General features: G+C 34.4%; 21 protein-coding genes, 2 tRNA genes and 1 pseudogene. 9 read left to right on the forward strand and 15 right to left on the reverse strand.

Annotation, left to right across the window (positions count from 1 at the left end):
• From Q0Q96_RS00020 to Q0Q96_RS00040, 5 genes and pseudogenes are all read left to right on the forward strand, one after another.
• A pseudogene (locus Q0Q96_RS00020) lies at nucleotides 1–588 on the forward strand (mevalonate kinase); the annotation flags it as partial.
• Nucleotides 589–598: 10 nt separating this feature from the next.
• Nucleotides 599–1,516: a geranylgeranylglycerol-phosphate geranylgeranyltransferase gene (locus Q0Q96_RS00025; RefSeq protein WP_293870027.1), complete on the forward strand. Its 918-nt coding sequence runs from the start codon at nucleotides 599–601 to the stop codon at nucleotides 1,514–1,516.
• Nucleotides 1,517–1,614: 98 nt separating this feature from the next.
• On the forward strand, nucleotides 1,615–2,526 hold the full coding sequence (locus Q0Q96_RS00030) for a pseudouridine synthase (protein ID WP_293870029.1): 912 nt from the start codon (nucleotides 1,615–1,617) through the stop codon (nucleotides 2,524–2,526).
• 59 nt (nucleotides 2,527–2,585) lie between these two features.
• On the forward strand, nucleotides 2,586–2,948 hold the full coding sequence (locus Q0Q96_RS00035; protein ID WP_293870031.1) for a nuclear transport factor 2 family protein: 363 nt from the start codon (nucleotides 2,586–2,588) through the stop codon (nucleotides 2,946–2,948).
• Nucleotides 2,949–3,015: 67 nt separating this feature from the next.
• A complete protein-coding gene (locus Q0Q96_RS00040) occupies nucleotides 3,016–4,782 on the forward strand; it encodes a DUF885 domain-containing protein (protein ID WP_293870033.1) in 1,767 nt (588 codons plus the stop codon).
• Nucleotides 4,783–4,820: 38 nt separating this feature from the next.
• Here the strand turns inward: Q0Q96_RS00040 and Q0Q96_RS00045 are convergent, their stop codons facing one another.
• Together Q0Q96_RS00045 and Q0Q96_RS00050 are read right to left on the reverse strand one after the other, a co-directional pair.
• Complete coding sequence (locus Q0Q96_RS00045) at nucleotides 4,821–5,585, reverse strand: hypothetical protein (protein WP_293870035.1); 765 nt, start codon at nucleotides 5,583–5,585, stop codon at nucleotides 4,821–4,823.
• 150 nt (nucleotides 5,586–5,735) lie between these two features.
• Nucleotides 5,736–5,817: transfer RNA gene (locus Q0Q96_RS00050), tRNA-Leu, on the reverse strand.
• A gap of 111 nt (nucleotides 5,818–5,928) precedes the next feature.
• Here Q0Q96_RS00050 and Q0Q96_RS00055 point away from each other — a divergent pair.
• Together Q0Q96_RS00055 and Q0Q96_RS00060 are read left to right on the forward strand one after the other, a co-directional pair.
• On the forward strand, nucleotides 5,929–7,317 hold the full coding sequence (locus tag Q0Q96_RS00055) for a dipeptidase (protein ID WP_293870037.1): 1,389 nt from the start codon (nucleotides 5,929–5,931) through the stop codon (nucleotides 7,315–7,317).
• 126 nt (nucleotides 7,318–7,443) lie between these two features.
• On the forward strand, nucleotides 7,444–8,547 hold the full coding sequence (locus Q0Q96_RS00060) for a DUF4407 domain-containing protein (protein ID WP_293870039.1): 1,104 nt from the start codon (nucleotides 7,444–7,446) through the stop codon (nucleotides 8,545–8,547).
• Between the two features lie 60 nt (nucleotides 8,548–8,607).
• Here the strand turns inward: Q0Q96_RS00060 and Q0Q96_RS00065 are convergent, their stop codons facing one another.
• The 6 genes from Q0Q96_RS00065 to Q0Q96_RS00090 are packed head-to-tail and all read right to left on the reverse strand — an operon-like array spanning nucleotide 8,608 to nucleotide 13,237.
• On the reverse strand, nucleotides 8,608–8,976 hold the full coding sequence (locus Q0Q96_RS00065) for an MmcQ/YjbR family DNA-binding protein (RefSeq protein ID WP_293870041.1): 369 nt from the start codon (nucleotides 8,974–8,976) through the stop codon (nucleotides 8,608–8,610).
• Between the two features lie 58 nt (nucleotides 8,977–9,034).
• Nucleotides 9,035–9,442, reverse strand: coding sequence for a GNAT family N-acetyltransferase (locus tag Q0Q96_RS00070; protein ID WP_293870043.1), 408 nt, complete (start codon nucleotides 9,440–9,442; stop codon nucleotides 9,035–9,037).
• Between the two features lie 55 nt (nucleotides 9,443–9,497).
• Nucleotides 9,498–10,259: a cyclase family protein gene (locus Q0Q96_RS00075; RefSeq protein WP_293870045.1), complete on the reverse strand. Its 762-nt coding sequence runs from the start codon at nucleotides 10,257–10,259 to the stop codon at nucleotides 9,498–9,500.
• Complete coding sequence (hemW, locus tag Q0Q96_RS00080; RefSeq protein WP_293870047.1) at nucleotides 10,259–11,440, reverse strand: radical SAM family heme chaperone HemW; 1,182 nt, start codon at nucleotides 11,438–11,440, stop codon at nucleotides 10,259–10,261. Before hemW ends, Q0Q96_RS00075 begins: the two co-directional genes overlap by 1 nt.
• 60 nt (nucleotides 11,441–11,500) lie before the next feature.
• Nucleotides 11,501–12,052 carry a crossover junction endodeoxyribonuclease RuvC gene (gene ruvC / locus Q0Q96_RS00085; protein ID WP_293870049.1) on the reverse strand — a complete coding sequence of 184 codons (552 nt, stop codon included), beginning with the start codon at nucleotides 12,050–12,052 and terminating at the stop codon, nucleotides 11,501–11,503.
• A 6-nt stretch (nucleotides 12,053–12,058) separates the two neighbouring features.
• Complete coding sequence (locus Q0Q96_RS00090) at nucleotides 12,059–13,237, reverse strand: DNA cytosine methyltransferase (protein WP_293870051.1); 1,179 nt, start codon at nucleotides 13,235–13,237, stop codon at nucleotides 12,059–12,061.
• A gap of 100 nt (nucleotides 13,238–13,337) precedes the next feature.
• Here Q0Q96_RS00090 and Q0Q96_RS00095 point away from each other — a divergent pair, with 100 nt between their 5' ends.
• Both Q0Q96_RS00095 and Q0Q96_RS00100 read left to right on the forward strand, forming a co-directional pair.
• The gene (locus Q0Q96_RS00095) at nucleotides 13,338–14,261 is read left to right on the forward strand and encodes a hypothetical protein (RefSeq protein ID WP_293870053.1); all 924 of its coding nucleotides are present in this window, start codon (nucleotides 13,338–13,340) and stop codon (nucleotides 14,259–14,261) included.
• Nucleotides 14,252–15,385: a glycosyltransferase gene (locus Q0Q96_RS00100; protein ID WP_366068658.1), complete on the forward strand. Its 1,134-nt coding sequence runs from the start codon at nucleotides 14,252–14,254 to the stop codon at nucleotides 15,383–15,385. The genes Q0Q96_RS00095 and Q0Q96_RS00100 overlap by 10 nt, the downstream gene beginning before the upstream one ends.
• 78 nt (nucleotides 15,386–15,463) lie before the next feature.
• Here the strand turns inward: Q0Q96_RS00100 and Q0Q96_RS00105 are convergent, their stop codons facing one another.
• The 7 genes from Q0Q96_RS00105 to dnaE all read right to left on the reverse strand — a co-directional run bounded on the left by Q0Q96_RS00105 (nucleotide 15,464) and on the right by dnaE (nucleotide 23,357).
• Nucleotides 15,464–15,940, reverse strand: coding sequence for a hypothetical protein (locus tag Q0Q96_RS00105; protein ID WP_293870054.1), 477 nt, complete (start codon nucleotides 15,938–15,940; stop codon nucleotides 15,464–15,466).
• A gap of 2 nt (nucleotides 15,941–15,942) precedes the next feature.
• Nucleotides 15,943–16,317: a hypothetical protein gene (locus Q0Q96_RS00110; protein WP_293870056.1), complete on the reverse strand. Its 375-nt coding sequence runs from the start codon at nucleotides 16,315–16,317 to the stop codon at nucleotides 15,943–15,945.
• A 220-nt stretch (nucleotides 16,318–16,537) separates the two neighbouring features.
• Nucleotides 16,538–16,611 (reverse strand) — tRNA-Asp (locus Q0Q96_RS00115).
• A gap of 83 nt (nucleotides 16,612–16,694) precedes the next feature.
• Nucleotides 16,695–17,621 (reverse strand): DUF58 domain-containing protein, encoded by a 927-nt coding sequence (locus Q0Q96_RS00120; protein ID WP_293870058.1) that lies wholly within the window; start codon nucleotides 17,619–17,621, stop codon nucleotides 16,695–16,697.
• 140 nt (nucleotides 17,622–17,761) lie between these two features.
• Nucleotides 17,762–18,079 (reverse strand): thioredoxin, encoded by a 318-nt coding sequence (gene trxA, locus Q0Q96_RS00125; RefSeq protein WP_293870060.1) that lies wholly within the window; start codon nucleotides 18,077–18,079, stop codon nucleotides 17,762–17,764.
• Between the two features lie 170 nt (nucleotides 18,080–18,249).
• The gene (locus tag Q0Q96_RS00130) at nucleotides 18,250–18,744 is read right to left on the reverse strand and encodes a DUF2237 domain-containing protein (RefSeq protein ID WP_366068662.1); all 495 of its coding nucleotides are present in this window, start codon (nucleotides 18,742–18,744) and stop codon (nucleotides 18,250–18,252) included.
• 59 nt (nucleotides 18,745–18,803) lie between these two features.
• Entirely contained in the window at nucleotides 18,804–23,357 is a 4,554-nt protein-coding gene (dnaE, locus tag Q0Q96_RS00135) for a DNA polymerase III subunit alpha (RefSeq protein WP_293870062.1), read from the reverse strand.
• Nucleotides 23,358–23,499 lie beyond the last annotated feature (142 nt).

The following is a 23,499-nucleotide window of genomic DNA, read 5'->3' on the forward strand; positions in this document are numbered from 1 at the left end:
ACGGTTTTAGAAAATTTGACCCGTGACAAATTACTGCAGCTGAAAACTATTTTCTCTCAAATGGAAGCTGCATTTCATGGAAAAAGTTCAGGTCTTGACCCACTCAATAGCTATTTGAGCATTCCCATTTTAATAAATTCCAAGGACAATATTGAAGCCACTGGAATTCCTTCTCAAAGCTTAACTGGCAAAGGTGCTGTATTCTTGTTAGATTCGGGAATTGTTGGCGAAACGGCTCCGATGGTGACTATTTTTATGGAAAAATTGAAAGAAGAAGGTTTCAGAAAAATGCTGAAATCTCAATTTATAAAATACACTGACGCTTGTGTCGAAAATTTTCTTGGCGGGGATATAAAATCATTATTTGCCAACACTAAACAGTTGTCAAAAGTGGTTTTGAACAATTTCAAACCCATGATTCCAGAACAATTTCATGAAGTTTGGCAAAATGGTATTGATACTAACGATTATTATCTTAAACTTTGCGGTTCTGGTGGTGGAGGTTATATTTTAGGTTTCACCGAAGATCTAGAAAAAGCGAAACTATCCCTGAAAGATTATAAATTGGAAGTGGTTTACCAGTTTTAATACCTTCAAAATGTTAAGCCGAAAAACCAAACATATATTACTGAAAATAGTCAGTATGTTTTCTGTAGTTCGTGGCTATAACATTCCTATCATTGCACTAGCTCAATATCTTTCGGCTATTTTTATTTTGGCTCCAAATAAACGAGCCCTCGATATTATTTTAGATTCCAACCTCTTTGTTATTGTCATTGTTTCAATTTTAACAATTGCATCTGGTTACATCATTAACAGTTTTTATGACAGTAAAAAGGATCTAATCAATCGTCCAAACAAATCAAAATTAGACCGCCTAGTTAGTCAAAATACCAAGTTACAAGTTTATTTTTCAATAAATTTCATAGTTTTTATGTTAGCATTTTTTGTTTCTTTTAGAGCAGTATTATTTTTTTCTACATATATATTTATGATTTGGTTTTACTCGCACAAACTAAAAAAAATAGTCATACTAGGGAATTTAACCGCTTCTTTTCTTGCTGTATTACCGTTCTTTGCTATTCTTTTGTATTACAAAAACCTTTATCCACAAATTTTTGCTCATGCTACCTTTCTCTTTCTTTTGCTCTTGATTCGGGAAATGATTAAAGATTTAGAAAACATGAAAGGCGATATTGCCAACGATTATCAAACCATTCCAATACTATTTGGAGAATGTTTTTCAAAAAAAATAATTACTGTATTAACCTTTTCAACGTTAATCCCAATTTACTTTTTAGTTGAAATATTTGAAGTAGGTTATATGGACATTTACTTTTATGTAAGCATGATTGTTTTGATTTTATTTCTTCAAAAATTATGGAAATCAAACACAAAACCCGATTACGTATTGCTTCATAACATTTTGAAATTTTTAGTCGTTTCGGGCGTGTTCTGCATCGTTCTAATTAATCCAGAAGTACTCATTCACGGAAAAAGGTTGTTGAAACTATAAAGGTTACATTTTATGGATGAACCAATAAGTCAATATCAATTATCGACAGTCGAATATCCATTGCAGAAACGCTATCTTTGCATCAAATTACAGAATTTATGAATAAGAAAGAAGGCAATACAAATCGAAATAGTGCTCGAACAAATAGTTCACGAACAAATTCGAATAAGCCAAAGCCTGCAATGCAAAAACGCGCGCAAGGTCCAAAAAAAGTAAAAACTACAACAGAGGATTCCACTGCAAAACAAACACTTAAACCTTCCAAAAAAGTTCCTAATAACGTTCCGAAGCCCTTGAAATCAGACGATATTCGTTTGAATAAATACATTTCAAATTCAGGTGCTTGTTCGCGTCGTGATGCCGATATTTACATCCAATCTGGAAATGTGAAAGTAAATAATATTGTGATTACCGAAATGGGATATAAAGTAAAACCGGGCGATGTAGTGAACTTTGACGGTTCGCTTTTAACACCAGAACGCAAAGAATACATCGTTTTAAATAAACCAAAAAACTTCACAACTTCCAACGAAGATAATGACGATTATAGAAATGTATTGGAATTAGTTCGTGCTGCAACCAACACTAAAATTCAACCTGTTGGCAGAATGGATAAGAATACAACAGGCTTGTTGTTGTTTACCAATGATACTGATATGATTCGTAAATTTAGTTTGCCGAATCAAAAATCAACCAAGATTTATCAAGTGTCTTTAGACAAAAATTTGAAGTTTGAAGATTTAGAAAAAATTTCACATGGTGTTACATTGGATGGTCATAAACTGTATGTTGATGAAATTAGTTATGTTGAAAATGAGCCAAAAACAGAGATTGGTTTAAAATTGAGAACCCCCAACGTGAAAGTTGTTCGCGCAATATTTGAAAGTTTTAAATACGATGTGATAAAAATTGACCGTGTTTCTTTTGCAGGTTTAACTAAAAAGAATTTGCCTCGTGGTAATTGGCGTTTCTTAACGGAGCAAGAGATTATCAATTTGAAAAACGTTTAAAAAAGTTATATTTACAACAATAAAATCCCAACTATTTTTGGATTTTTTATTGAAAAACTATGTCGTCAGAAAAAAACTTATCGATTGCGATGCTTTGGATTGAAGCCTTTAATACTCATAATTTGGAAAAATTATTGTCTTTATATGACGATGAGGCAGTACATTTTAGTCCAAAATTAAAAATCCACCATCCCGAAACTAATGGTTTGGTTACAGGAAAAGAAGAACTGCGCAATTGGTGGCAAGATGCTTTTGACAGATTGCCAACGCTTCACTATAAAGTAACATCGTTAACTTCAAATTCAGATCGTGTATTTATGGAATATTTGAGAACTGTTGAGAATGAAGCTGAAATGTTAGTTGCCGAAGTTTTGGAAATCAAGGAAGGGAAAATTATTGCTTCGCGAGTTTATCACGGATAATTTTATCATTTTATTAACAAACCTATTCAGTTGAAACTAATAGTTTTACTGCACTAATCGAATAAATATGAAAAACGTAAAGATTTTATCGGTATTGATTTTGCTTTCTTTAACAGTTATTAGTTGTAAATCAGAAAAGAAAGTGGAAGACTTCAAAAAAATTACTGATGCTTATTTTGATGACAAAAATGCATTAGATCCTCTGGGCGCCACGCAAAATGGTCAAAACGAATACAATGATAAATTTGTTTTTGAAATGACAGATTCTTATCGCAAAAAGCAAGCCGCATTCTTTGATAAATATGAAAATAAATTAACAAGTATCGATACTACTGCATTATCTGCAGAAGAAAAAAACAGCTATGACATTATAAAATGGGAAGTTACTGTTGGTAAAAAGTTGTTAAAATTCAACACTAACTTAATGCCAATTCATCAGTTTTGGGGAACCAATATTACCATGGGACAGTATGCCAGTGGCTCAAGTGCACAACCTTTTAAAACAGAGCAAGATTATAGAAATTTTTTAAAAAGAATGAATTCTTTTTCAGTCTGGGTAGATTCTGCTATGGTATATATGAAAAAAGGAATCGACAAAGGAATTGTTTTACCAAAAGCGTTGACAGTAAAGATTATCCCTCAATTTGAAAGCATGGTTACTGCAAACGTAGAAGACAATCTGTTTTATGCTGCAATAAAATCTTTTCCAAAAGAAATTACCATAGACCAACAAAATACATTAAAAAAAGAATATGCTAGCGTGATTACCGAAAAATTAGAGCCGCAGTTCAAAAAAATGGCCGCGTTTTTAAAGGACGAATACCTTACCGCATCAAGGACTACCAGCGGAATTTCTAGTTTGCCTAATGGAAAAGAGTTGTATAAAGCGTATGTAAAACAATGGACAACTACTGATAAAACTCCTGAAGAAATTCATGCTCTCGGTTTAAAAGAAGTAGCTAGGATAAAAGCTGAAATGGAAAAAGTAAAAACTCAAGTTGGCTTTAAAGGAACGCTTAACGAATTCTTTGAATCTATTAGAACAAACCCTAAATTGATGCCGTTCAAAAAACCAGAAGAGGTTCTTGCCAATTTTGAAAGAATTTATCAAACCATCAAACCCAACGTAGATAAACTTTTTTCACTCCAACCAAAAACAGCTTTCCAAATTAAAAGAACAGAAGCTTTTAGAGAAAAAACGGCCAGTGCAGAATATAATCAAGGAACTGCCGATGGATCACGACCAGGGACTTTTTATGTGCCAATTCCTGATGTAACCACCTATAATTGTTATGGTGATGAAGATTTGTTTCTACACGAAGCCATTCCGGGGCATCACTTTCAAATTTCATTACAACAAGAAAATAAACAGTTGCCTAATTTTAGAAAATTCAATTGGTTTGGGGCTTATGGCGAAGGTTGGGCTTTATACACCGAAAGTTTAGGTAAAGAATTAGGATTATATACTGATTTTTATCAATATTTTGGGATGTTAGGAAATGAAATGCACAGAGCAGTTCGATTAGTAGTGGACACGGGCATCCATAATGAAGGCTGGACTCGAGAGCAAGCTATAAAATATTCGTTAGAAAATGAAGCCGAAACAGAATCAGCCATTACTACTGAAATCGAACGTTACATGGCCATTCCGGGACAAGCGTTATCTTATAAAATTGGTCAAATAAAAATTTTAGAACTTCGGAAAAAAGCACAAGATAAGTTGAATAACAAATTTGATATTAAAGTGTTTCATCAAAAGGTGCTGGAATCGGGAGTATTACCTTTAGCACTGTTGGAAAAGAAAATCAATAATTGGATTGAAACTGGTAAATAATTTTTAAAAAAATGCCTCGAAGTCTAGAGGCATTTTTTTTAGTTAACAATTTTATCCGACAAACTTTTAAAATCAATTGGTTTTCCATCAACGTCAAAAAATTCATAATGATAAGCCAACTTTCCGTTTAGTTCCTCAATCTTAACTACCATTTGATAAAAACCTTGACTCCATTCAATAATCAAATGATATTCGTAATCACTTACGCCAAAACTTCCAGGAAGGTTACTCGTATAAATAAGCTTTTTAGACTTTAAATTCAGCGTGTTGACTTCAATATTTTCATACACTCCTAATTCATCATTATCCACTTTTTTACCAGTATAATCAACATTGGCTGTAGCAACAGCTTTTTTCTTTTTTTCTTTATTACGGTTATAATCGTCTTTCACAGAGAAAATAACATCTTTCAAAGAATTTTTTCCAGCATTCAACAAGAAGAAACGAATTTGATGATGATACATCAATTTGTGCACTTTTTTGCCATCTTCATTTGCAGTATTACCATCACTCAAGTCGATATCGGCTATTTCAATAATTGGCATATTTTGACCCATAACATGGCTCATCGATTCTGATTTTAAACTTTTTAGTTTTAATTCGTTTTCAGAAACGATTTTATCTTTTTCAAGAATTTCAGCATGCAGCACATCAATTTGCTTAATGGCCTCATCCAATTCTTTTTGTTTATTTGCCGAAATAGAAGTGCTAGTATTTTTATAAAGTAGATAAACTGAAAACGCCAGTAAAACAAATCCAAAAAACGCCAAAACTGCAGTCATCATAAGCTTTTTCCCTTTCATTAGAATTTTAAATTTAAATCAAATGAATTTAATCTTGTAAAAATAAGAGCATTTCTCGACTTGTATAAGCTAATAAAAATAAACTTTGAACATTTTATTAACCAAATTGTTAAAAATAAAAAAAGCCTCTCAAATTTGAGAAGCTTTTTGTGCGGGTAATAGGACTCGAACCTACACGCCTTGCGGCACCAGATCCTAAGTCTGGCATGTCTACCAATTTCACCATACCCGCTAAAATTGTGAGTGTAAATATAAAGATAATTATGAATTATAAATTATGAATTATGAATTTTTTTAAAAGTCTTTTTTAGTAAATTTGAATCAACTAATTATTAACAATACAATGGACAATATAAAAAATTACGTTCACCAAAACAAAGAACGTTTTATCAATGAATTAATCGAATTATTAAAAATTCCTTCTGTAAGTGCAGACAGCACTTATGCTAAAGATCTAGTTACTACTGCTAAAGCGGTAAAAAATTCCCTTGATAAAGCGGGTTGCAACCACGTTGAAATTTGCGATACACCAGGTTATCCAATTGTCTTTGGAGAACATATCATCGACAAAAATCTGCCAACAGTTTTAGTGTACGGACATTATGATGTGCAACCGCCAGACCCAATCGAACTGTGGACTTCACCACCATTTGAACCTGTAATTAAAGTTACCGAAATTCATCCCGAAGGTGCCATTTTTGCACGAGGTTCCTGCGATGATAAAGGTCAGATGTATATGCACGTAAAGGCATTTGAATATATGATTCAAAGTAACACCTTGCCTTGCAATGTAAAATTCATGATTGAAGGCGAAGAAGAAGTGGGCTCTAAAAGCTTGAGTTGGTTTGTGGAAAGAAATCAGGAAAAATTAAGCTGTGATGTGATTTTGATTTCCGATACAGGAATGATTTCTAACCAACAACCAAGTATTACAACCGGTTTGCGTGGTTTGAGTTATGTTGAAGTTGAAGTTACTGGTCCAAATAGAGATTTACATTCGGGACTTTATGGAGGAGCTGTTGCCAATCCAATTAATGTATTAACCAAAATGATTGCTTCGCTTCATGATGAAAACAATCACATTACGATTCCCGGATTTTACGATAAAGTAGAGGAACTAACTGCTGCCGAAAGAGCCGAAATGGCAAAAGCACCATTTAGTTTAGACAATTACAAAAAAGCTTTAGATATTGAAGATGTTTATGGCGAAAAAGGATATGTTACCAATGAAAGAAACTCAATCCGTCCAACGTTGGATGTTAACGGAATTTGGGGTGGATATACCGGCGAAGGCGCCAAAACCGTAATTGCAAGTAAAGCTTATGCAAAAATATCTATGCGTTTAGTTCCAAATCAGGATTGGTATGAAGTCACCGAATTATTTTCAAAACATTTTGTGAGTATCGCTCCAAAATCGGTGAAAGTAAAAGTAACGCCACATCATGGTGGACAAGGTTATGTAACGCCGATACACAGCATAGGATATAAAGCCGCAAACAAAGCCTATACAGAAAGTTTTGGTGTTCCGGCAATTCCAGTTCGTTCAGGCGGAAGTATTCCTATTGTTGCGTTATTTGAAAAAGAATTGAAATCAAAAACCATCTTAATGGGATTCGGTTTAGACAGCGATGCAATACATTCACCGAATGAGCATTTTGGGATTTTTAATTACTTAAAAGGGATTGAAACCATTCCGTTGTTTTACAAGTACTTTGTTGAACTATCAAAATAGAAATCAAAAACAAATCAGAAAACCCGCTTTAATCAGGCGGGTTTTTTGTTAAAAATCAGCAACTTATAATAAACATCACCTTTTGGCGTTATATTTGTATAATCATCATCATTAAGTCAATCAATCATGTTAAAACGTTTTTTCCTCCTATGTTCAGGTGCCGATAGTGACATCGTGAACTCATGCTCTAACGGCGAGCAAAACAAATATGCTGGCATTGGCGCCACCGTTTTCTTCACAGCAGTTATGGCATTTATTGCCGGTAGTTATGCACTTTACACCGTTTTTGACAATCCCTATATTGCTATCGCATTTGGAATAGTTTGGGGATTTTTAATTTTCAATCTTGACAGGTTTATTGTTTCCACCATTAAGAAAAGAGATAATTTTTTAGACGAATTAATCCAAGCCTCTCCGCGAATTGTGTTAGCGGTTATCATTGCTATCGTAATTTCAAACCCGTTGGAAATCAAAATCTTTGAAAAGGAAATCAATACGGTTTTGCTAAAGCAGAAAAACGAAATGGCAATTGCCAATAAAAATCAGGTTGCCAATTATTTCAAACCCGATGTCGATAAAAACAAAGCCGAAATGGACAGTTTAAAATCGAGCATTGCCAAAAAAGAAAAAGAGGTAGCGGGTTTGTATCAATCCTATATTACCGAAGCAGAAGGCTCGGCCGGAACCAAAAAAATGGGCAAAGGACTGATTTATAAAGAAAAACGACTCGCTCATGATTTGGCTGTCAAACAATTAGATTCCTTAAAAATTAATAACACCAAGATTATTGCTGATAAAGAAACCAGAGCCAAAACGTTGCAAACTGATTTGGATAAAAAAGTCACTGAAACCCAACCCATAATCGAAGGGTTTGACGGCCTAATGGCTCGAATCAACGCTTTAGGAAAATTGCCTTCACTGCCATCAATCTTTATTATGCTTTTATTTTTAGCGATTGAAACGTCGCCAATTATTGCCAAATTATTATCGCCAAAAGGCGAATATGATTTCAAGCAGGAAGATTTAGAAATGGGAATAAAAAATGTGATTTCACAAAACCGTTATCAAAGTGAACTGCAAAAGAAAACCGATGCCGAGATTTACGATAAAGTATACGCCGACATAAGGGATGACAAGGAATTATACAACTACAAAAAGAAAGGCGCGACTGAATTACTCAAACTTCAAGCTGATGTTTTTGTAGCAAAACAGAAAAAATCAATGTCTTAATAAGCATTAGGCAATAGTGAAAAGGCAATAGTTAGGAGTTTCTTATCTTTTGGCTTTTTACTAATGGCTCTTCTCTATTTCATCACGTAACTTTTTCGTCAGGCTTTTATATATTAATTCATAAGAATGATTAATTAATTTGAGCATCATTTTATCAGAAACATCGCTATTAAAATCTACTGTGTTCCAATACGTTTTATTCATGTGGAATCCCGGATTGATACCTTCATATTCTGCACGAAGCTCCTGGTTTTTTTCTGGATCTCCTTTTAAGTTGAGTGCTGGCGTTCCCTTCTCCCATTCCTTGAGAGAGGTCAGGCAGAACATTTTGCCTCCAACTTTAAACACCAACGTATCTTCATCAAACGGAAAATATTCCCTGACAGCTTTTTTGGAAAGGCAAAATTCGTATAATTGCTGTATGTTCATTTTTTTTAAGTGATTAGTAGTTAGTGATTAGCACTATTGCTTTTTGACAAATTACTAATCACTTGTTACAAATTACTTTTTCCATCATCTTTTCTGGATGCGCCAATGCAGTAAATCCGAATTTTTCATATAGAAAATGTGCATCCGATGTCGCCAATCTCCAAATCTTGACCTGTTGCAATTGTGGTTCTTTCATCATGGCATCAATTAAAATGGAGGAATATCCTTTTCCGCGATGAATTTCATCAATAAAAACATCCATCAAATAAGCAAATACTACATAGTCGGTAACTACGCGAGCAAAGCCAATTTGTTCATTATCCAAATAAATCCCGAAGCAAACCGAAGCATCAATTGTGGTTTGAACCTCATCAATTGTTCTTCCGGCTGCCCAATAAATATCCTTCAAAAAGTTTTGAATGAACGGAACATCTAGTTTGCTTTTATCGGTAGAAATGGTTATCATTTGATTACTAATTGTAGATTAACGATTTATGACTTTGAACTTCTTAAATCTGAAATCAAAAATAGACAATCTTAAATAATATTGGTTTGCTTGGCGATGCATCATTTTCAAAGGAAGCGATTTGTAAATTCAAGATGTAACTTCCGTCCTGAATGCTATCATTCACAAAAATCATTTCGGTAATCGTACAATCCAATCGTGCATCAGCATTGAGTTTATTGACATCTTTAACATTCCAAAACGCTTTGTGCGCCAATAATCTTCCTTCATCTTCTTCCCTATCTACACTTGGTAAATCAATCAGCAGGTGTTTGATACCGCTTTCGCAGACAAATGTCGCTGCTTCTTCCAGCAAATAAGGTGGATTTGTTTTGGAATAATTTTTATGTTTTTTGCTTTCCGAATTCGGCAAAGTTCTGATAACGACAGCTTCAGGAGTTTTACCATTTAATGCTTTTTCGATTTGCTCCTTGGTAATTGCTAAATCATTCCCAATACTTTCCGGTCTAATCGAAATCAATTCGGTTATAAAGAAAAATTGTTTCAAACATTGATTGATGCTGTAAAATTCTCGTGTAATATGTCCGAGACATTCAGTGTGAGTACCGTGCCCATGAGGATTGAAAAAAATATTATTGAAATTGGTCGAACTCCCTTCCGAAACTTTTCCAACCCAATCGCCAAAACGAACTGGCTCAATTTGCGGTTTTTCAATATACCAGGCAATCGGATTAGCATCGGTATTAGTCAACGAAATAGAAATATCAATAGGTTTTGACAAATCGATTTCGAATGTATTGTTGATTAGTGCTTTCATTACTCCAAATTTAGCAAAAACAAATCACTTGCAATTCCATCACTCAAAAACTTCCCGTTTTTAGTCGTCCTCAAAACATTGTTATCTACAAAAAGCAAATGATCGTCAATGTATTTAGCAGCTTGCTGATTAAGATAATCCAAATAGCTTTTGCCAAATTCTTTTTCGATTTTATCCAACGAAACGCCCCAAATGGTTCGCAAACCCGTCATTACATATTCATTATAACGGTCGGTTTTGGTTAAGATTTCGGTTTCTGATGGCAATTTATTTTGAGCTAGCGATTTTAGATAAAGTGAATTATTTGTAACATTCCAGCTTCTGGAAATTCCATTATAACTATGCGCTGACGGACCAATTCCGATATATTTTTTACCCAGCCAATAACTCGAATTGTTTTTAGAAAAATAATTTTCCTTTCCGAAATTCGACAATTCATAATGAATAAATCCGTTTTCTTCCAGCTTATCTACCAACAAATTAAAATGTTCTTGCGCAACTTCATCATCGGGCTTTGGAATAATTCCCTTTTGAATAAACGAATGTAATGCTGTTTTTGGCTCAACCGTCAAAGCGTAACTCGAAATATGCGGCACATTAAATGATAATGCAGTTTCAATATTTTTAAGCCACTTTTTATTACTCATTCCCGGAACTCCGTATATCAAATCGATAGAAATATTGTCAAAATATTGTGTGGCAATTTCCAAGCATTTTTTGGCTTCCGCCGAATTATGAGCTCGATTCATGAGTTTCAAGTCATCTTCAAAAAAAGATTGGATTCCTATAGAAAGACGATTAATTCCCAAAGCTCGATAGTCCTGATAAAAGTCCCTCGACTGCACTCGGGATGACAAGACATTTGAAATTAAATCATCGGGATTGGCTTCAATGGTAATTTCAGGATTTTCGACAACATTATAATTTTTAAAAACTGTATCAATCAACAATCGCAAATCTGCAATCTCCAATATCGAAGGTGTTCCTCCACCAAAATAAATCGTTTCCACCACCTCTTTGTCACTTCGGGCGCATTCGAGAAGCTCATTTTTACGCATCTGAATTTCTTTAGCTAAAGCCAAAACCATTTCATCTTTCTTTTTCATTGAAGTCGAAAAATGAAAGTCACAATAATGACAAGCCTGCTTGCAGAAAGGAATATGGATATAGATACCGCTCATTTAATTTGGAAATTAATCAATTTGAAAATGAAAAGTACCAAGTCAGAACTCATTTTCAAATTATTTAATTCTATCTTCATTCTGTTTCACGAAAGCGTCCCAACCTGTATAACTTTTAATACCAGTTACTTTCCCCGAATTGAAAAAATGACAAACCGCTGCCGCCAAGCCATCTGTTGAATCGAGGTTTTTTGGTAATTCCTTTAACCCTAAAAGCTGTTGCAACATTTTGGCAACTTGTTCTTTGCTGGCGTTTCCATTTCCTGTGATAGCCATTTTTATTTTTTTGGGTTCGTATTCTGTAATCGGAATTTGGCGCGATAAACCAGCCGCCATCGCAACGCCTTGAGCCCTTCCTAATTTTAGCATCGATTGAACGTTCTTGCCAAAGAAAGGGGCTTCAATCGCAATTTCGTCTGGATGATGCGTTTCTATGAGTTCGATGGTGCGTTCAAAAATGACTTTCAACTTGGTGTAATGGTCATCATATTTACTCAAAATCAATTCGTTCAACTGAATGAATTCCATTTTTTTGTTAATCACTTTTATGACCCCAAAACCCATTATGGTGGTTCCTGGATCAATGCCTAATATGATGCGCTCGTTTACCAATACTTTTTATATTTCGTTATTTACTAGTGTCTTTTTTTCTTTGGTTGCTTCTAAATCATTCCCGTTTTCAAGGACTTTTTTTAGCGTCATAGCAATTTCATAAGCCATTAAGGGTGGAACAGCGTTGCCAATTTGTTGGTATTGACTCAATCCTTTTTCCCAACTCATTTTTGTTCTCATTCCCTCAAAAATGAAATCATCCGGAAAAGATTGTAACCTTGCTCCTTCTCGTGCCGTAAAATTTCTATCTAAAAAAGGATGAATAAAATTACTTTGAAAAGATGCGGCGATTGTTGGAGCTGGTTTATTAGCAATCAAACGTAAATTATTTTGACTAAATTTTACTTTAGATTTTTCGTTGGGATTTCCTCTTTGCACCGCACCGTGAGTTTCCCAAACGTCAAGAAGATTTTTGCCAGGACGAATAGCTTTGAATCTTTCTATTAGCCGTTGTGTATGACGCATGGCAATGTGATTAAAAACATTTTTTGCGTTTTTACGCATAAATTTTTGATAATCGTTTGTTGGCTTTGAGGCGTAATTCATTTTTTCTTCGCCTTCGCCTGCATTGATTTTTGGCAAATCTGAAATCGCTTCTTCAACGGTAATTTCTTTCTCGCCTTTTTTGGACGGAAATTCAGGAACTAAATTTAAATCTTTTCTGATTCCGATTATTATAACCCTTTCTCGTGATTGCGGTACGCCAAAATCAGATGCTCTTAACACTTTTGTTCTCACTTCATACCCATATTCACCTGCATTTTCAAATTCATTTTGTATTTGCATAATCACCTGACCCGATTCCATTGACAGCAATCCCTTTACATTTTCCATAACAAATGATTTAGGATTATACCAAGTTATGGTTTTTACAAACTCATAAAAAAGGCTGTTCCTTGGGTCTTGCGATACTTTATTTCTTCGTTTATTGGCCAAACTAAAACCTTGGCAAGGTGGGCCTCCAATAATAACATCGATTATTTTATCAGTAATTATTTTATCAAATTCATCTATAGTAAATTCAGATAAATCCCCACATAGAAAAGGTGTTTCCGGAAAATTAGTTGCAAATGTTTTTTCGCAATTTTCGTCAATATCTGATGCCAAAACAGAATTAAAACCTGCCCAACCAAACCCTAAAGTCATGCCGCCACATCCAGAAAATAAATCAATTGAATTTAGCATAAATAATGAGTTCTTTTAATGTTTAAAAATATCACTATTTAGCTAACTATTACATTGGTTTGAAAAATTATATCAACTTTTTTTATGTTATTTTGCAACAATGATTTCAATAACTCCAAAACCAAAAAAATTCGCTGTTTTTATCATCAAACTTTTGATTGTAACTACTGCTTTTTATTTCATTTGGCAACATTTGGCTCATAATGACAAACTAGACTGGAAAAAATTCATCACTTTAGTTCAAGAAAAACAATCAATACTTGTTATATTGTTTCTACTTTCCTTGAGCGTCGCCAATCGGTGTCTGGAAATTTTAAAATGGCAAAATTTAGTTTCTCTCATAAAACCTATCACCGTCGGCGAAGCTACCAAACAAGTTTTAGGAGCTCTAACGGCAGGTATTTTTACTCCAAACGGATTAGGCGAATACGCTGGAAAAGCCTTGTATTATGAAAAATTACAAACCAAAAAAATCATTTTTTTAAACCTCATCTGCAACGGAATTCAAATGATTTTGACCATTATTTTCGGAACAATGGGATTATTTATTTTAGGTTATCGGAAATGGAGTTTAACTATAATCGGTTTGTCTATTTTCTTTATTCTATTTTTTTTTCTCTCGAAAAACATCACAATTAAAGGTTACTCCATCGAAAAACTCCTTCACAAAATCAATGAAATTCCGAAACCAATTCATCAAAAAAACAAGCATCTGGCGCTTGCTCGCTATGTGATTTTTTCGCATCAATACTATTTTTTATTTCTCGCTTTTGATGTAGATTTACCCTATGTAACAATGATGGCGACCATTGCAACAGTCTATTTTTTAGCCTCGTCCTTACCAAGTTTTCAGTTTTTGGATTTTGCAGTTAAAGGAAGTGTGGCCGTTTTTTTCTTCTCAAAATTAGGCGTAAACGAGTGGATAGTCGTTTTTATTGCTACCTTAATGTGGTTGTTAAATGTAGTCTTGCCAGTAGTTATCGGAAGTTATTATGTGCTTAAATTCAAACCAAAATGGAACTAATTAACATCGCTTTATACCTAATTTTATTAGCGTATAGCATTCTTATTGCCCAAATAATAGTGGGATTCAACAAAGTAAAAACTTTCGAAAGAACTAATCTTACTCCCAAAACAGCCTTCACCATAATCGTACCTTTTCGAAACGAAAAAAAAAATTTGCCAAAGCTTTTAGAATCAATTTCCAATTTGAATTATCCCCATAAAATGCTTGAAATTATCCTAGTCGATGATTTCTCCACTGATATTTCAGAGCGAATTTGCATACAGTGGCGAATGAAAAATGAGCATTTAGATACAACACTTTTAGAAAATCTTCATCTTTCTAATTCACCAAAAAAAGACGCCATTGGGCGCGCAATGCCCATTGCAAAACACAATTGGGTAATCACAACCGACGCCGATTGTATTGTAAATAAAAATTGGTTACTCACATTTGACAATTACATTCAACACTATAATCCCGAAATGATTGTGGGTGCCGTAAGTTATAAAACCAAAAACAACTGGTTTCATCATTTTCAACAATTAGACTTAATGAGTTTGCAAGGCGTAACTATCGGAACCTTTGGCATGGGCAAACCATTCATGTGCAATGGTGCCAATTTTGCTTACACCAAAAAATTCTTTAACGAAATAGGTGGTTTTGGCGGAATTAGCGACAGCGCAAGCGGCGATGACGTACTCCTATTGCAAAAAGCGGTCACCGCTAATCTTAACAAAGTTCATTATTTAAAAAACAACGAGACCACGGTACAAACCAAACCCGAAAACGATTTATTCAAACTCTTTATGCAACGCGTTCGCTGGGCAGGCAAAGCTACCAGTTATAAAAGCTCGTATGCAAAGTTACTAGCTGTTGTGGTTCTACTAATGAACTTATCGTTAACGATTGCCTTTTGCCTTTTGCCTCTCGCTCTCTTTAACTGGAAAGTACTACTGGGCGTGTTCTTGATGAAGTATGTTGTAGATTACGCTTTACTTTATAAATCGAATGTTTATCTAAGAAAAGGCAAGTTTTTTGTGCCGATTACAAGCAGTTTTATTTATCCTTTCTTCTCTAGTTTGGTTGGAGTTTACTCGTTGTTTGGTAGCTTTATTTGGAAAGGAAGAAAATTTTCCAACTAGCCCCGATTAAAGCAAGCTGCCATGTAGCGCGAAAAGCGGGAAATAGCTTCTGAAATAAATTCAGAATAAATCCTAAAATTACTCCAACTTAATAATAACAGGCAGTACAAACTGGGTTTTTACAGGAATTCCTCTTTTAATAGCAGGATTAATTTTCGGAAAACCAATCAATCTAGCACGAAGCAGACTATCAATTTTTATCGTGTCATACCGCACAACATCCTTGGGGAATTGAGGCTCAAATTGTAAAGTAGCATTCGGAAAAACAGTTACTTTTACCACAATCGTATCCATTTTTGAAGACTGGGCAGAAATCGTGTCAAGGGCTAATTTCTGTTGAATGGTTGTGGTCAAAAAAATAAAAAAACATTGTTCTCGCTGCGCTTTGCCTTGTAGTTTTTCGCAATCACCCACCGATGGATATTCATCAACTTCTTTCCAATTAATTTCCTTCAATTGCTTCTCAAACAATTCCTGTTCAGACGGCACTTGCTTCTCAATATAAGTACAAGATTGCAGCGAAAACAGCAATACTATTGATAAAAGTCTTTTCAACACTAGTGTTTTTTAGAAAGTAAATAATCAGAATAATTTTTATCAAACCATACTTGCTTGGTCTGCTGGGATGCTTCTTTTTGATCTTTATACAAAAGTCCTAACTTTTCAGAATAGGCAGCAATTTTGATAGTGTAACCATAAAATTCTTCTTTGGTGAGTGTCACTTTTTCATCTTTTTGCTTACGAAAAAAATCTAAAAACAAAACATCAAATGCCTTCTTATCATAACCTTGAGCTTGACTTTTGTATTTTTTATACAAAGCCTCTTTTAATTCACTATCGGAATTTTTAGGCACTTGTTCTTGTCCAAACATACTGCTGCAGTTGCAAAACAGTACAAATATAAAAACGGTAATTTTAATAATTTTTTTCATGACAGATTCAAAAATAGATAAAAAAAACTAATGTTCCTAAAAGCAAAAAAGCCATCCTTAGATTCTGAAATGAATTCAGAATAAATGGAAAGCTTTTCATTGGTCTAACTACTAAACCGAACTACGAGTTACAAATTCGTAGCAAAACAACACAACTAATCTTCAATGCTTTTTTGGGGAAAAAAAGGTTTTCATTCCTGAAAACCTTTCCCAATTTTAGCGGTCTGGACGGGACTCGAACCCGCGACCCCATGCGTGACAGGCATGTATTCTAACCAACTGAACTACCAAACCATTACTTAATTGCGGTTGCAAATATACAACCGTTTTTGATTTTTGCAACTTTTTTTACTAAAAAAACTACTCCAATTTGCTATTTATCCAAACATTTGCTTTTCAACCAAATAGGTTGTTAAAATCTTTTCGAAGCTCTCTTCGACGGCAACAGGAACGTATTTAATTTTGTTTTGAGCACAGCTTAACGCCAATTTTTTGAAGTAATTGGTAGCTTTTTTTTCATATTCTTCTTTTATAGTATCGGCAAAAATATTTATTTCTTCACCCGTTTCTACATCTATAAATTTTCGTGGTGCATTGTCAAAGTTGAAATTAATTTCGGTTTTTTTATCAATAACATGAAACAGTACTACTTTGTGTTTGTTGTGTTTTAAGTGTTGCAAAGCATTAATAAGTGCTTCATTATTTTCGCTTTGAAACATATCGGTAAACAAAAAAATCATCGAACGTCGGTGAATTTTTTCTGCAATTTGATGCAAAAAAGTTACGGTGTCGGTACTTTTTGTTTGTTTTGGATTTTCTAAAAGAGCTTCAAGTCTGCTTAAAATCATCCGATGATGACGATCACTTCCCTTTTCGGGAGCATAATATTCATAGTGGTCTGAAAATATACTTAACCCAACAGCGTCTCGTTGCTTTTTCAATAAATTCATTAATACTGCTGAAGCTAAAACAGAAAAACCTATTTTATTATGATAAAAAGCTTCTTCATTTTTCAATTTGGGGTAGTGCATTGACGACGAGTTGTCAATTATTAGATGACACCGAAGATTGGTTTCTTCCTCGTACCTTTTTGTATACAACCTATCGGTTTTAGCAAATAATTTCCAGTCAATGTGCTTGGTGCTTTCACCAGTATTATAGGTTTTATGTTCAGCAAATTCAGCTGAAAATCCGTGGAAAGGTGATTTATGCATCCCCGAAATGAATCCCTCTACCACTTGATTAGCCAGTAGTTCGAGATGCTTGAAACCTGAAATGATTTCTTTTTGTTCTTCTATCTTCATGATTACTTCGTGAGTTCGCCAAAAAAAGCTTGAGTCAAAGATAATTTGAAAATTTGAACAGGAGTCTATTTGAAAATAATTTTAACAAATAAAAAAAAGGTTCAACTTTCGCTGAACCTTTACGTGAGTTTATTTTTAAATTACAGTAGCACATCTAATGCATCGGTGTAGGTCTTTTTTGGAGCTACGCCTACTTGACGACCTACTACTTCTCCGTTTTGAAATATTAGAACTGTAGGAATATTGCGCACTCCATATTTTGCTGCAAATTCTTGGTTAGCATCAACATCTACTTTCCCTACTACTGCTTTACCCTCGTACTCTGTTGCGATTTCGTCTATAACGGGTCCAACCATTCTACATGGTCCACACCAAGCCGCCCAAAAATCGACTACTACGGGTTTCTTTGATTGTAATACTACTTCATCAAAAGTAGCATCGGTTATTGCTAATGCCATATCTTTTATTTTAAGTTTCTAAATATTGATACAAAAATAACATTTATTTTTTATCATACTGTTAATTACAAATTGCGTTTGGCTATAAATGTATTCATGGAACTTATTGTTTTCAGAAACCAATGTCAAATTTTAAAACTTTGGCATAGACAAATCTTGCTAGTCAAAAACTATTTTACACTTTTTAGTTGCTCTAACGTTACATACTGCAATGCCTTTAAGTTGGTTGCTTCTAACAAAACTGGCGGTGCAATGCCTGCATCAAAAGCTTCTTTCCAACGTAGTACGCACAAACACCAGGTGTCACCAGCTTTCAAACCAGGAAAATTGTTTGCAGGATAGGCCGATATTAAGTCGTTCCCTTTTGATAAAGAATATTTTAAGAACGCGTCTGTAACCACTGCCGCTACAACGTGCAAACCTGCATCATTTGCGCCAGTTTGGCAATAGCCATTTCTATAAAAACCAGTCATAGGGTTGGTGCTAGCTAACGTCAATGGAGTATTCAACACGTTTACTTGTGACGTTTTTGTCATGTTTATTTTGCTTTTTGTTTTGTTGTTGCCGCAATTTTCTTTAGGTTTTGCTTGTGCTAATGCGAAGGTATTCACCATAAGCAATAGCAGCAGTATTTTTATGTACAATAAAAAGTTTGACTGTAACATATTAAAAATTATATTTTTTTATTTTTTTGGAATCATTTTCAAAAATTTAAAACCTAGATTTAATTCAATTTAAAATCAACATCTAACTTTTCCAATTCTTCTAAAAGTTCTTTAGAAATTTTAATCTTTAAATTACGGCTTGGCATTTCAAGTGTAGTTACTTTTTTTACTTCCTCGCTGCTGACTATTGTAGTTTCAATAACATCATCTTCGTCAAGAATTATTTCATTAACATCAAGATTTTCAATGTCAATTTCAGTCTCATTTGCGGTAATTGAACCAAATTCTATAGGCTTCATTATAGCTGCCGGTTTAGGTACATTTTCTGTTTCTATAACTTCAAAGCTAACCGTTTTATCGCCTTCATTAGCTTTAAAAACATTATTTAATCGTTGAATTAAATTTTGTTTTACATCTTTAATATCCAATTGAATGCATAATTTTTTTGCGAATGTTGGCAACACATCAGCCAGTAATTTTGCGTCTTGAAATGTAATTTGTGGTTCAGATTTTTTCCCAGTTTCACGATTTACCCAGCCATCTTTTATTCCAATTTTAAAATAAATAAATTGATTGTTAACCAAAAAATGACGGAACTTTAAATACTCTTCATTAAAAATTCTAAAATCGTAACTTTCATCATACCCTTCCAGCGTAAACGATGCCCAATCTTTTCCTGTTTTACCAGTTCTGTATTGTACATAGGTTACTATGCCTGCTAAAGTCAAGTTTTTTCCAATTAAATTTTCCAAACTTTTTAGTTGCGCCAATTTCACATTGCAAAACTGCCGCATTTCATGCTTATAATCGTCCAACGGATGACCCGAAATATAAATACCGACTACTTCTTTTTCTTTGGCTAATTTTTCCATAGTGCTCCATTCGTCACATGGAGGAACAATGGGTTCAGCAATTTGAACATCACTGCTTTCGCCAAACAAACTTACCTGTGATGAATTTTCATTCTCCTGAAATTTGGAACCATAACGAACCGCTTTTTCCAGAAACGTAATTCCTTCTCCTTCAATGTGGAAATATTGTGCGCGATGTGTATTTTGAAAACAATCGAATCCTCCTGCCAAAGCCAGACTTTCAAAAGCTTTTTTGTTGGCAGCACGTAAATCTATTTTTTTAGCTAAATCAAATATCGATTTATAAGCTTCTCCTTTTCTGTTTTGAACAATAGTATCGACAGCATTGGCGCCAACGCCTTTGACAGCGCCTATTCCGAAACGAACGGCATAGTTATTGTTTACCGTAAATTTATAAAACGACTCGTTGACATCGGGTCCAAGCACCTCCAGTCCCATTCGTTTACATTCTTCCATAAAAAAAGAAACTTGTTTGATGTCATTCATATTATTGGATAAAACCGCCGCCATATATTCTGCCGGATAATTTGCTTTTAAATACGCCGTTTGATATGCAATCCAAGCATAACAGGTTGAGTGCGATTTGTTGAAAGCATACTCGGCAAAAGCTTCCCAGTCTTTCCATATTTTTTCTAATTTATCAGCAGAATGGCCTTTGGCTTCTGCCTGCGAGATGAATTTTGGCTTCATTTTATCTAAAACATCTTTTTGTTTTTTTCCCATCGCTTTACGCAAAACATCGGCATCACCTTTTGAGAAATCGGCCAGCTTTTGAGATAAAAGCATTACCTGCTCCTGATAAACCGTAATCCCGTAGGTTTCTTTGAGCAATTCTTCACAAGCTTCGATATCGTATGTGATTTCTTCTTCTCCGTTTTTTCGTTTGATAAAACTAGGTATATAAGAAATTGGTCCCGGACGATATAAAGCATTCATAGCTATCAAATCGCCAAAAACTGTGGGTTTCAATTCCTTCATGTATTTCTGCATTCCAGCACTTTCGTATTGGAAAATCCCAACTGTTTCACCGCGTTGAAAAAGCTCGTAGGTCTTCACATCATCAATTGGAAATTCATCCGGATTCAAGTCTTTTCCGGTTCTGTATTTTACAAGTTTTACCGTATCTTTTATTAACGTTAGGGTTTTCAATCCCAAGAAATCCATCTTTAATAATCCTGCACTTTCTACTACAGAGTTATCGAATTGTGTAACATATAAATCAGAATCTTTTGCCGTTGCCACGGGAACAAAATTGGTAATATCGCTTGGAGTTATAATAACGCCACAGGCATGAATTCCGGTGTTTCTTAAATTTCCTTCTAAAAATTTTGCTTGAATGATGGTGTCCGAAGCGAGGTTATTTTGTTTAGAAAGTGAAATCAATTCTTTTACTTTTTCAAACTCTTCTGGGCGAAATGCCTTTTTTATTGTTGCTTCGTCCTCGGATAAAATCCTTGCTAAATTCCATTTGGGTGGCATTAAACTTGGAATTAATTTAGCCAATCTATCGGCTTCAAAAAGTGGCAAATCCAAAACTCTTGCGGTGTCACGAATGCTTGATTTTGTTGCCATCGTTCCGTAAGTGATAATTTGCGCGACTTGTTTTGAACCGTATTTTTGAATTACATAATCCATCACTTTACTTCGTCCTTCGTCATCAAAATCGATATCAATATCGGGAAGTGAAACTCTGTCTGGATTGAGGAAACGCTCAAAAAGCAAATTGTATAAAAGCGGGTCAATATTTGTGATTCCGAGACAATACGCTACTACAGAACCCGCGGCAGAACCACGACCTGGACCTACAGAAACAACCATTCGCCTAGCTTCAGCGATGAAATCCTGAACAATTAAAAAGTAGCCTGGATAGCCAGAGTTTTCAATAGTTAGCAATTCAAAATCGATACGTTCTTGGATTTCGGTTGTTATTTTGGCATATCTTCGATGGGCACCTTCAAAAGTCAAATGTTTTAAAAAAGCATTTTCGCCCCGTTTGCCTTTATCAACTTCGTCTTCGGCAACTAAAAATTCGGAAGGAATATCAAATTTTGGCAACAAAACTTCACGCGACAAATCATAGATTTCAATTTTATTGGCAATTTCTTGCGTTGTAATAATTGCTTCAGGTATATCGTCAAAAAGCTTTTTCATGGCCTCACCAGATTTGAAATAATATTCTTGATTTTCAAAACCGTACCGATAACCGCGACCGCGACCTATAGGTGTGGCTTGCTTTTCGCCTTCTTTCAAACACAACAAAATATCATGGGCATTGGAGTCTTCTTTACTAATGTAAAAAACATTGTTGGTCGCAACTGTTTTTACATTATGTTTTTTCGCTAGTGAAATTAATGAGGTATTTACCCTATTTTCATCTTCCTGATTGTGGCGCGTTATTTCAATATAAAAATCAACTCCGAATTCTTGTTTCCACCAAAGCAAAGCTTCTTCTGCTTGGTTTTCTCCAATATTTAAAATTTTGCTAGGTATTTCACCGTATAAATTTCCGGACAACACAATAATATCTTCTTTATATTCCTGAATCGCTTTTCTATCAATTCTTGGAACGTAATAAAAGCCTTCGGTATATGCGATAGAAGATAATTTTGCCAGGTTATGATAGCCTTTTTTGGTTTTGGCTAAGAAGACAATTTGATAGCCATTGTCTTTTCGGGACTTATCCTTTAAATCATCGCAAACATAAAACTCACAGCCAACAATAGGTTTGATGATATTTTCTGTTGGTGTTTCTCCGTTTTCTTCAGCTGATTTATTTTTAGCTTGCGCCGATTTATTATGGTATAAAATATCGCGGACAAAATGAAAGGTTCCCATAAGGTTAGCATGATCAGTCATGGCAACAGCAGGCATTTTATTTTCGACAGCTGCTTTGACCAAATCGGCAACGCTAATTGTGGACTGCAATACTGAAAATTGAGTGTGATTATGCAAATGAATAAAATCAACATCGGCAAAAGTTTGGGTACTTTTTTTTACTGCATCAATTGGTATTTCAACTTTTCCTTGCTTTTGAAACTTTTTTCGAATTTCTTCAGAAGCTTTTTTTAGGTTGATATGTTGCAATCCTGTAAGCTGAATTTCGATGGGATTCCTTTCTTTGAATACTTTAAAATAACCTTCTGAAACGTTTAATTCTTCTTTAGTAAAAATCTCTCTTCGTATTAATTCAAAAAAACACCGAGTTGTGGCTTCTACATCGGCAGTAGCATTGTGTGCTTCATCAAACGGAATGCTGAAAAGAAAGTTGTATAATTCTGTTAAAGTTGGTAGTTTAAATTTTCTGCCACGACCCCCTGACAGTTTTAAAAGCGAAGCGGTAACTTCGGTACAGGTATCTAAAACGGGCAACGAACTCATAACTGATTGAATCTCTTTCCGATGAAATTCACAACCTATAATATTCGCATCAAACCCGACGTTGTGCCCCACAATGAATTTTGTTTTGGACAGAGCAATATTGAATTTTTCTAAAATTTCTTTTAAATCAAAACCTTGTTCAAGTGCTAATTCTGTAGAAATTCCGTGAATTCTTTCGGCATCAAAAGGAATATTAAAACCGTCAGGCTTTACTAAATAATCTTGACATTCGATTAGATTTCCAAGTTCATCATGTAACTGCCATGCTATTTGAATACATCTGGGCCAATTATTGGTATCTGTTATTGGAGCTGCCCAATTTCTTGGTAAACCGGTAGTTTCGGTATCAAAAATTAAATACATATTATCTATTCCAAATTTAAAATCCCAGTAGTTAACTTTAAGTTTCGGGATTTATCAAAAGTACATTTTAAGAAACAATTTGTCAATTTTAGTTATCAACAGAAAACAAAAAAACCATTCAAATTGGTGAATGGTTTTAAGT

It is taken from the genome of Flavobacterium sp. (assembly GCF_025352015.1).
Lineage (GTDB): Bacteria > Bacteroidota > Bacteroidia > Flavobacteriales > Flavobacteriaceae > Flavobacterium.

Bases quoted from the DNA above. Each gene is read 5' to 3' on its own strand.
- Q0Q96_RS00025 (WP_293870027.1), top strand. From the start codon at position 599: ATGTTAAGCCGAAAAACCAAACATATATTACTGAAAATAGTCAGTATG.
- Q0Q96_RS00030 (WP_293870029.1), top strand. From the start codon at position 1,615: ATGAATAAGAAAGAAGGCAATACAAATCGAAATAGTGCTCGAACAAAT.
- Q0Q96_RS00035 (WP_293870031.1), top strand. From the start codon at position 2,586: ATGTCGTCAGAAAAAAACTTATCGATTGCGATGCTTTGGATTGAAGCC.
- Q0Q96_RS00040 (WP_293870033.1), top strand. From the start codon at position 3,016: ATGAAAAACGTAAAGATTTTATCGGTATTGATTTTGCTTTCTTTAACA.
- Q0Q96_RS00045 (WP_293870035.1), bottom strand. From the start codon at position 5,585: ATGAAAGGGAAAAAGCTTATGATGACTGCAGTTTTGGCGTTTTTTGGA.
- Q0Q96_RS00055 (WP_293870037.1), top strand. From the start codon at position 5,929: ATGGACAATATAAAAAATTACGTTCACCAAAACAAAGAACGTTTTATC.
- Q0Q96_RS00060 (WP_293870039.1), top strand. From the start codon at position 7,444: ATGTTAAAACGTTTTTTCCTCCTATGTTCAGGTGCCGATAGTGACATC.
- Q0Q96_RS00065 (WP_293870041.1), bottom strand. From the start codon at position 8,976: ATGAACATACAGCAATTATACGAATTTTGCCTTTCCAAAAAAGCTGTC.
- Q0Q96_RS00070 (WP_293870043.1), bottom strand. From the start codon at position 9,442: ATGATAACCATTTCTACCGATAAAAGCAAACTAGATGTTCCGTTCATT.
- Q0Q96_RS00075 (WP_293870045.1), bottom strand. From the start codon at position 10,259: ATGAAAGCACTAATCAACAATACATTCGAAATCGATTTGTCAAAACCT.
- hemW (WP_293870047.1), bottom strand. From the start codon at position 11,440: ATGAGCGGTATCTATATCCATATTCCTTTCTGCAAGCAGGCTTGTCAT.
- Q0Q96_RS00090 (WP_293870051.1), bottom strand. From the start codon at position 13,237: ATGCTAAATTCAATTGATTTATTTTCTGGATGTGGCGGCATGACTTTA.
- Q0Q96_RS00095 (WP_293870053.1), top strand. From the start codon at position 13,338: ATGATTTCAATAACTCCAAAACCAAAAAAATTCGCTGTTTTTATCATC.
- Q0Q96_RS00100 (WP_366068658.1), top strand. From the start codon at position 14,252: ATGGAACTAATTAACATCGCTTTATACCTAATTTTATTAGCGTATAGC.
- Q0Q96_RS00110 (WP_293870056.1), bottom strand. From the start codon at position 16,317: ATGAAAAAAATTATTAAAATTACCGTTTTTATATTTGTACTGTTTTGC.
- Q0Q96_RS00120 (WP_293870058.1), bottom strand. From the start codon at position 17,621: ATGAAGATAGAAGAACAAAAAGAAATCATTTCAGGTTTCAAGCATCTC.
- trxA (WP_293870060.1), bottom strand. From the start codon at position 18,079: ATGGCATTAGCAATAACCGATGCTACTTTTGATGAAGTAGTATTACAA.
- Q0Q96_RS00130 (WP_366068662.1), bottom strand. From the start codon at position 18,744: ATGTTACAGTCAAACTTTTTATTGTACATAAAAATACTGCTGCTATTG.
- dnaE (WP_293870062.1), bottom strand. From the start codon at position 23,357: ATGTATTTAATTTTTGATACCGAAACTACCGGTTTACCAAGAAATTGG.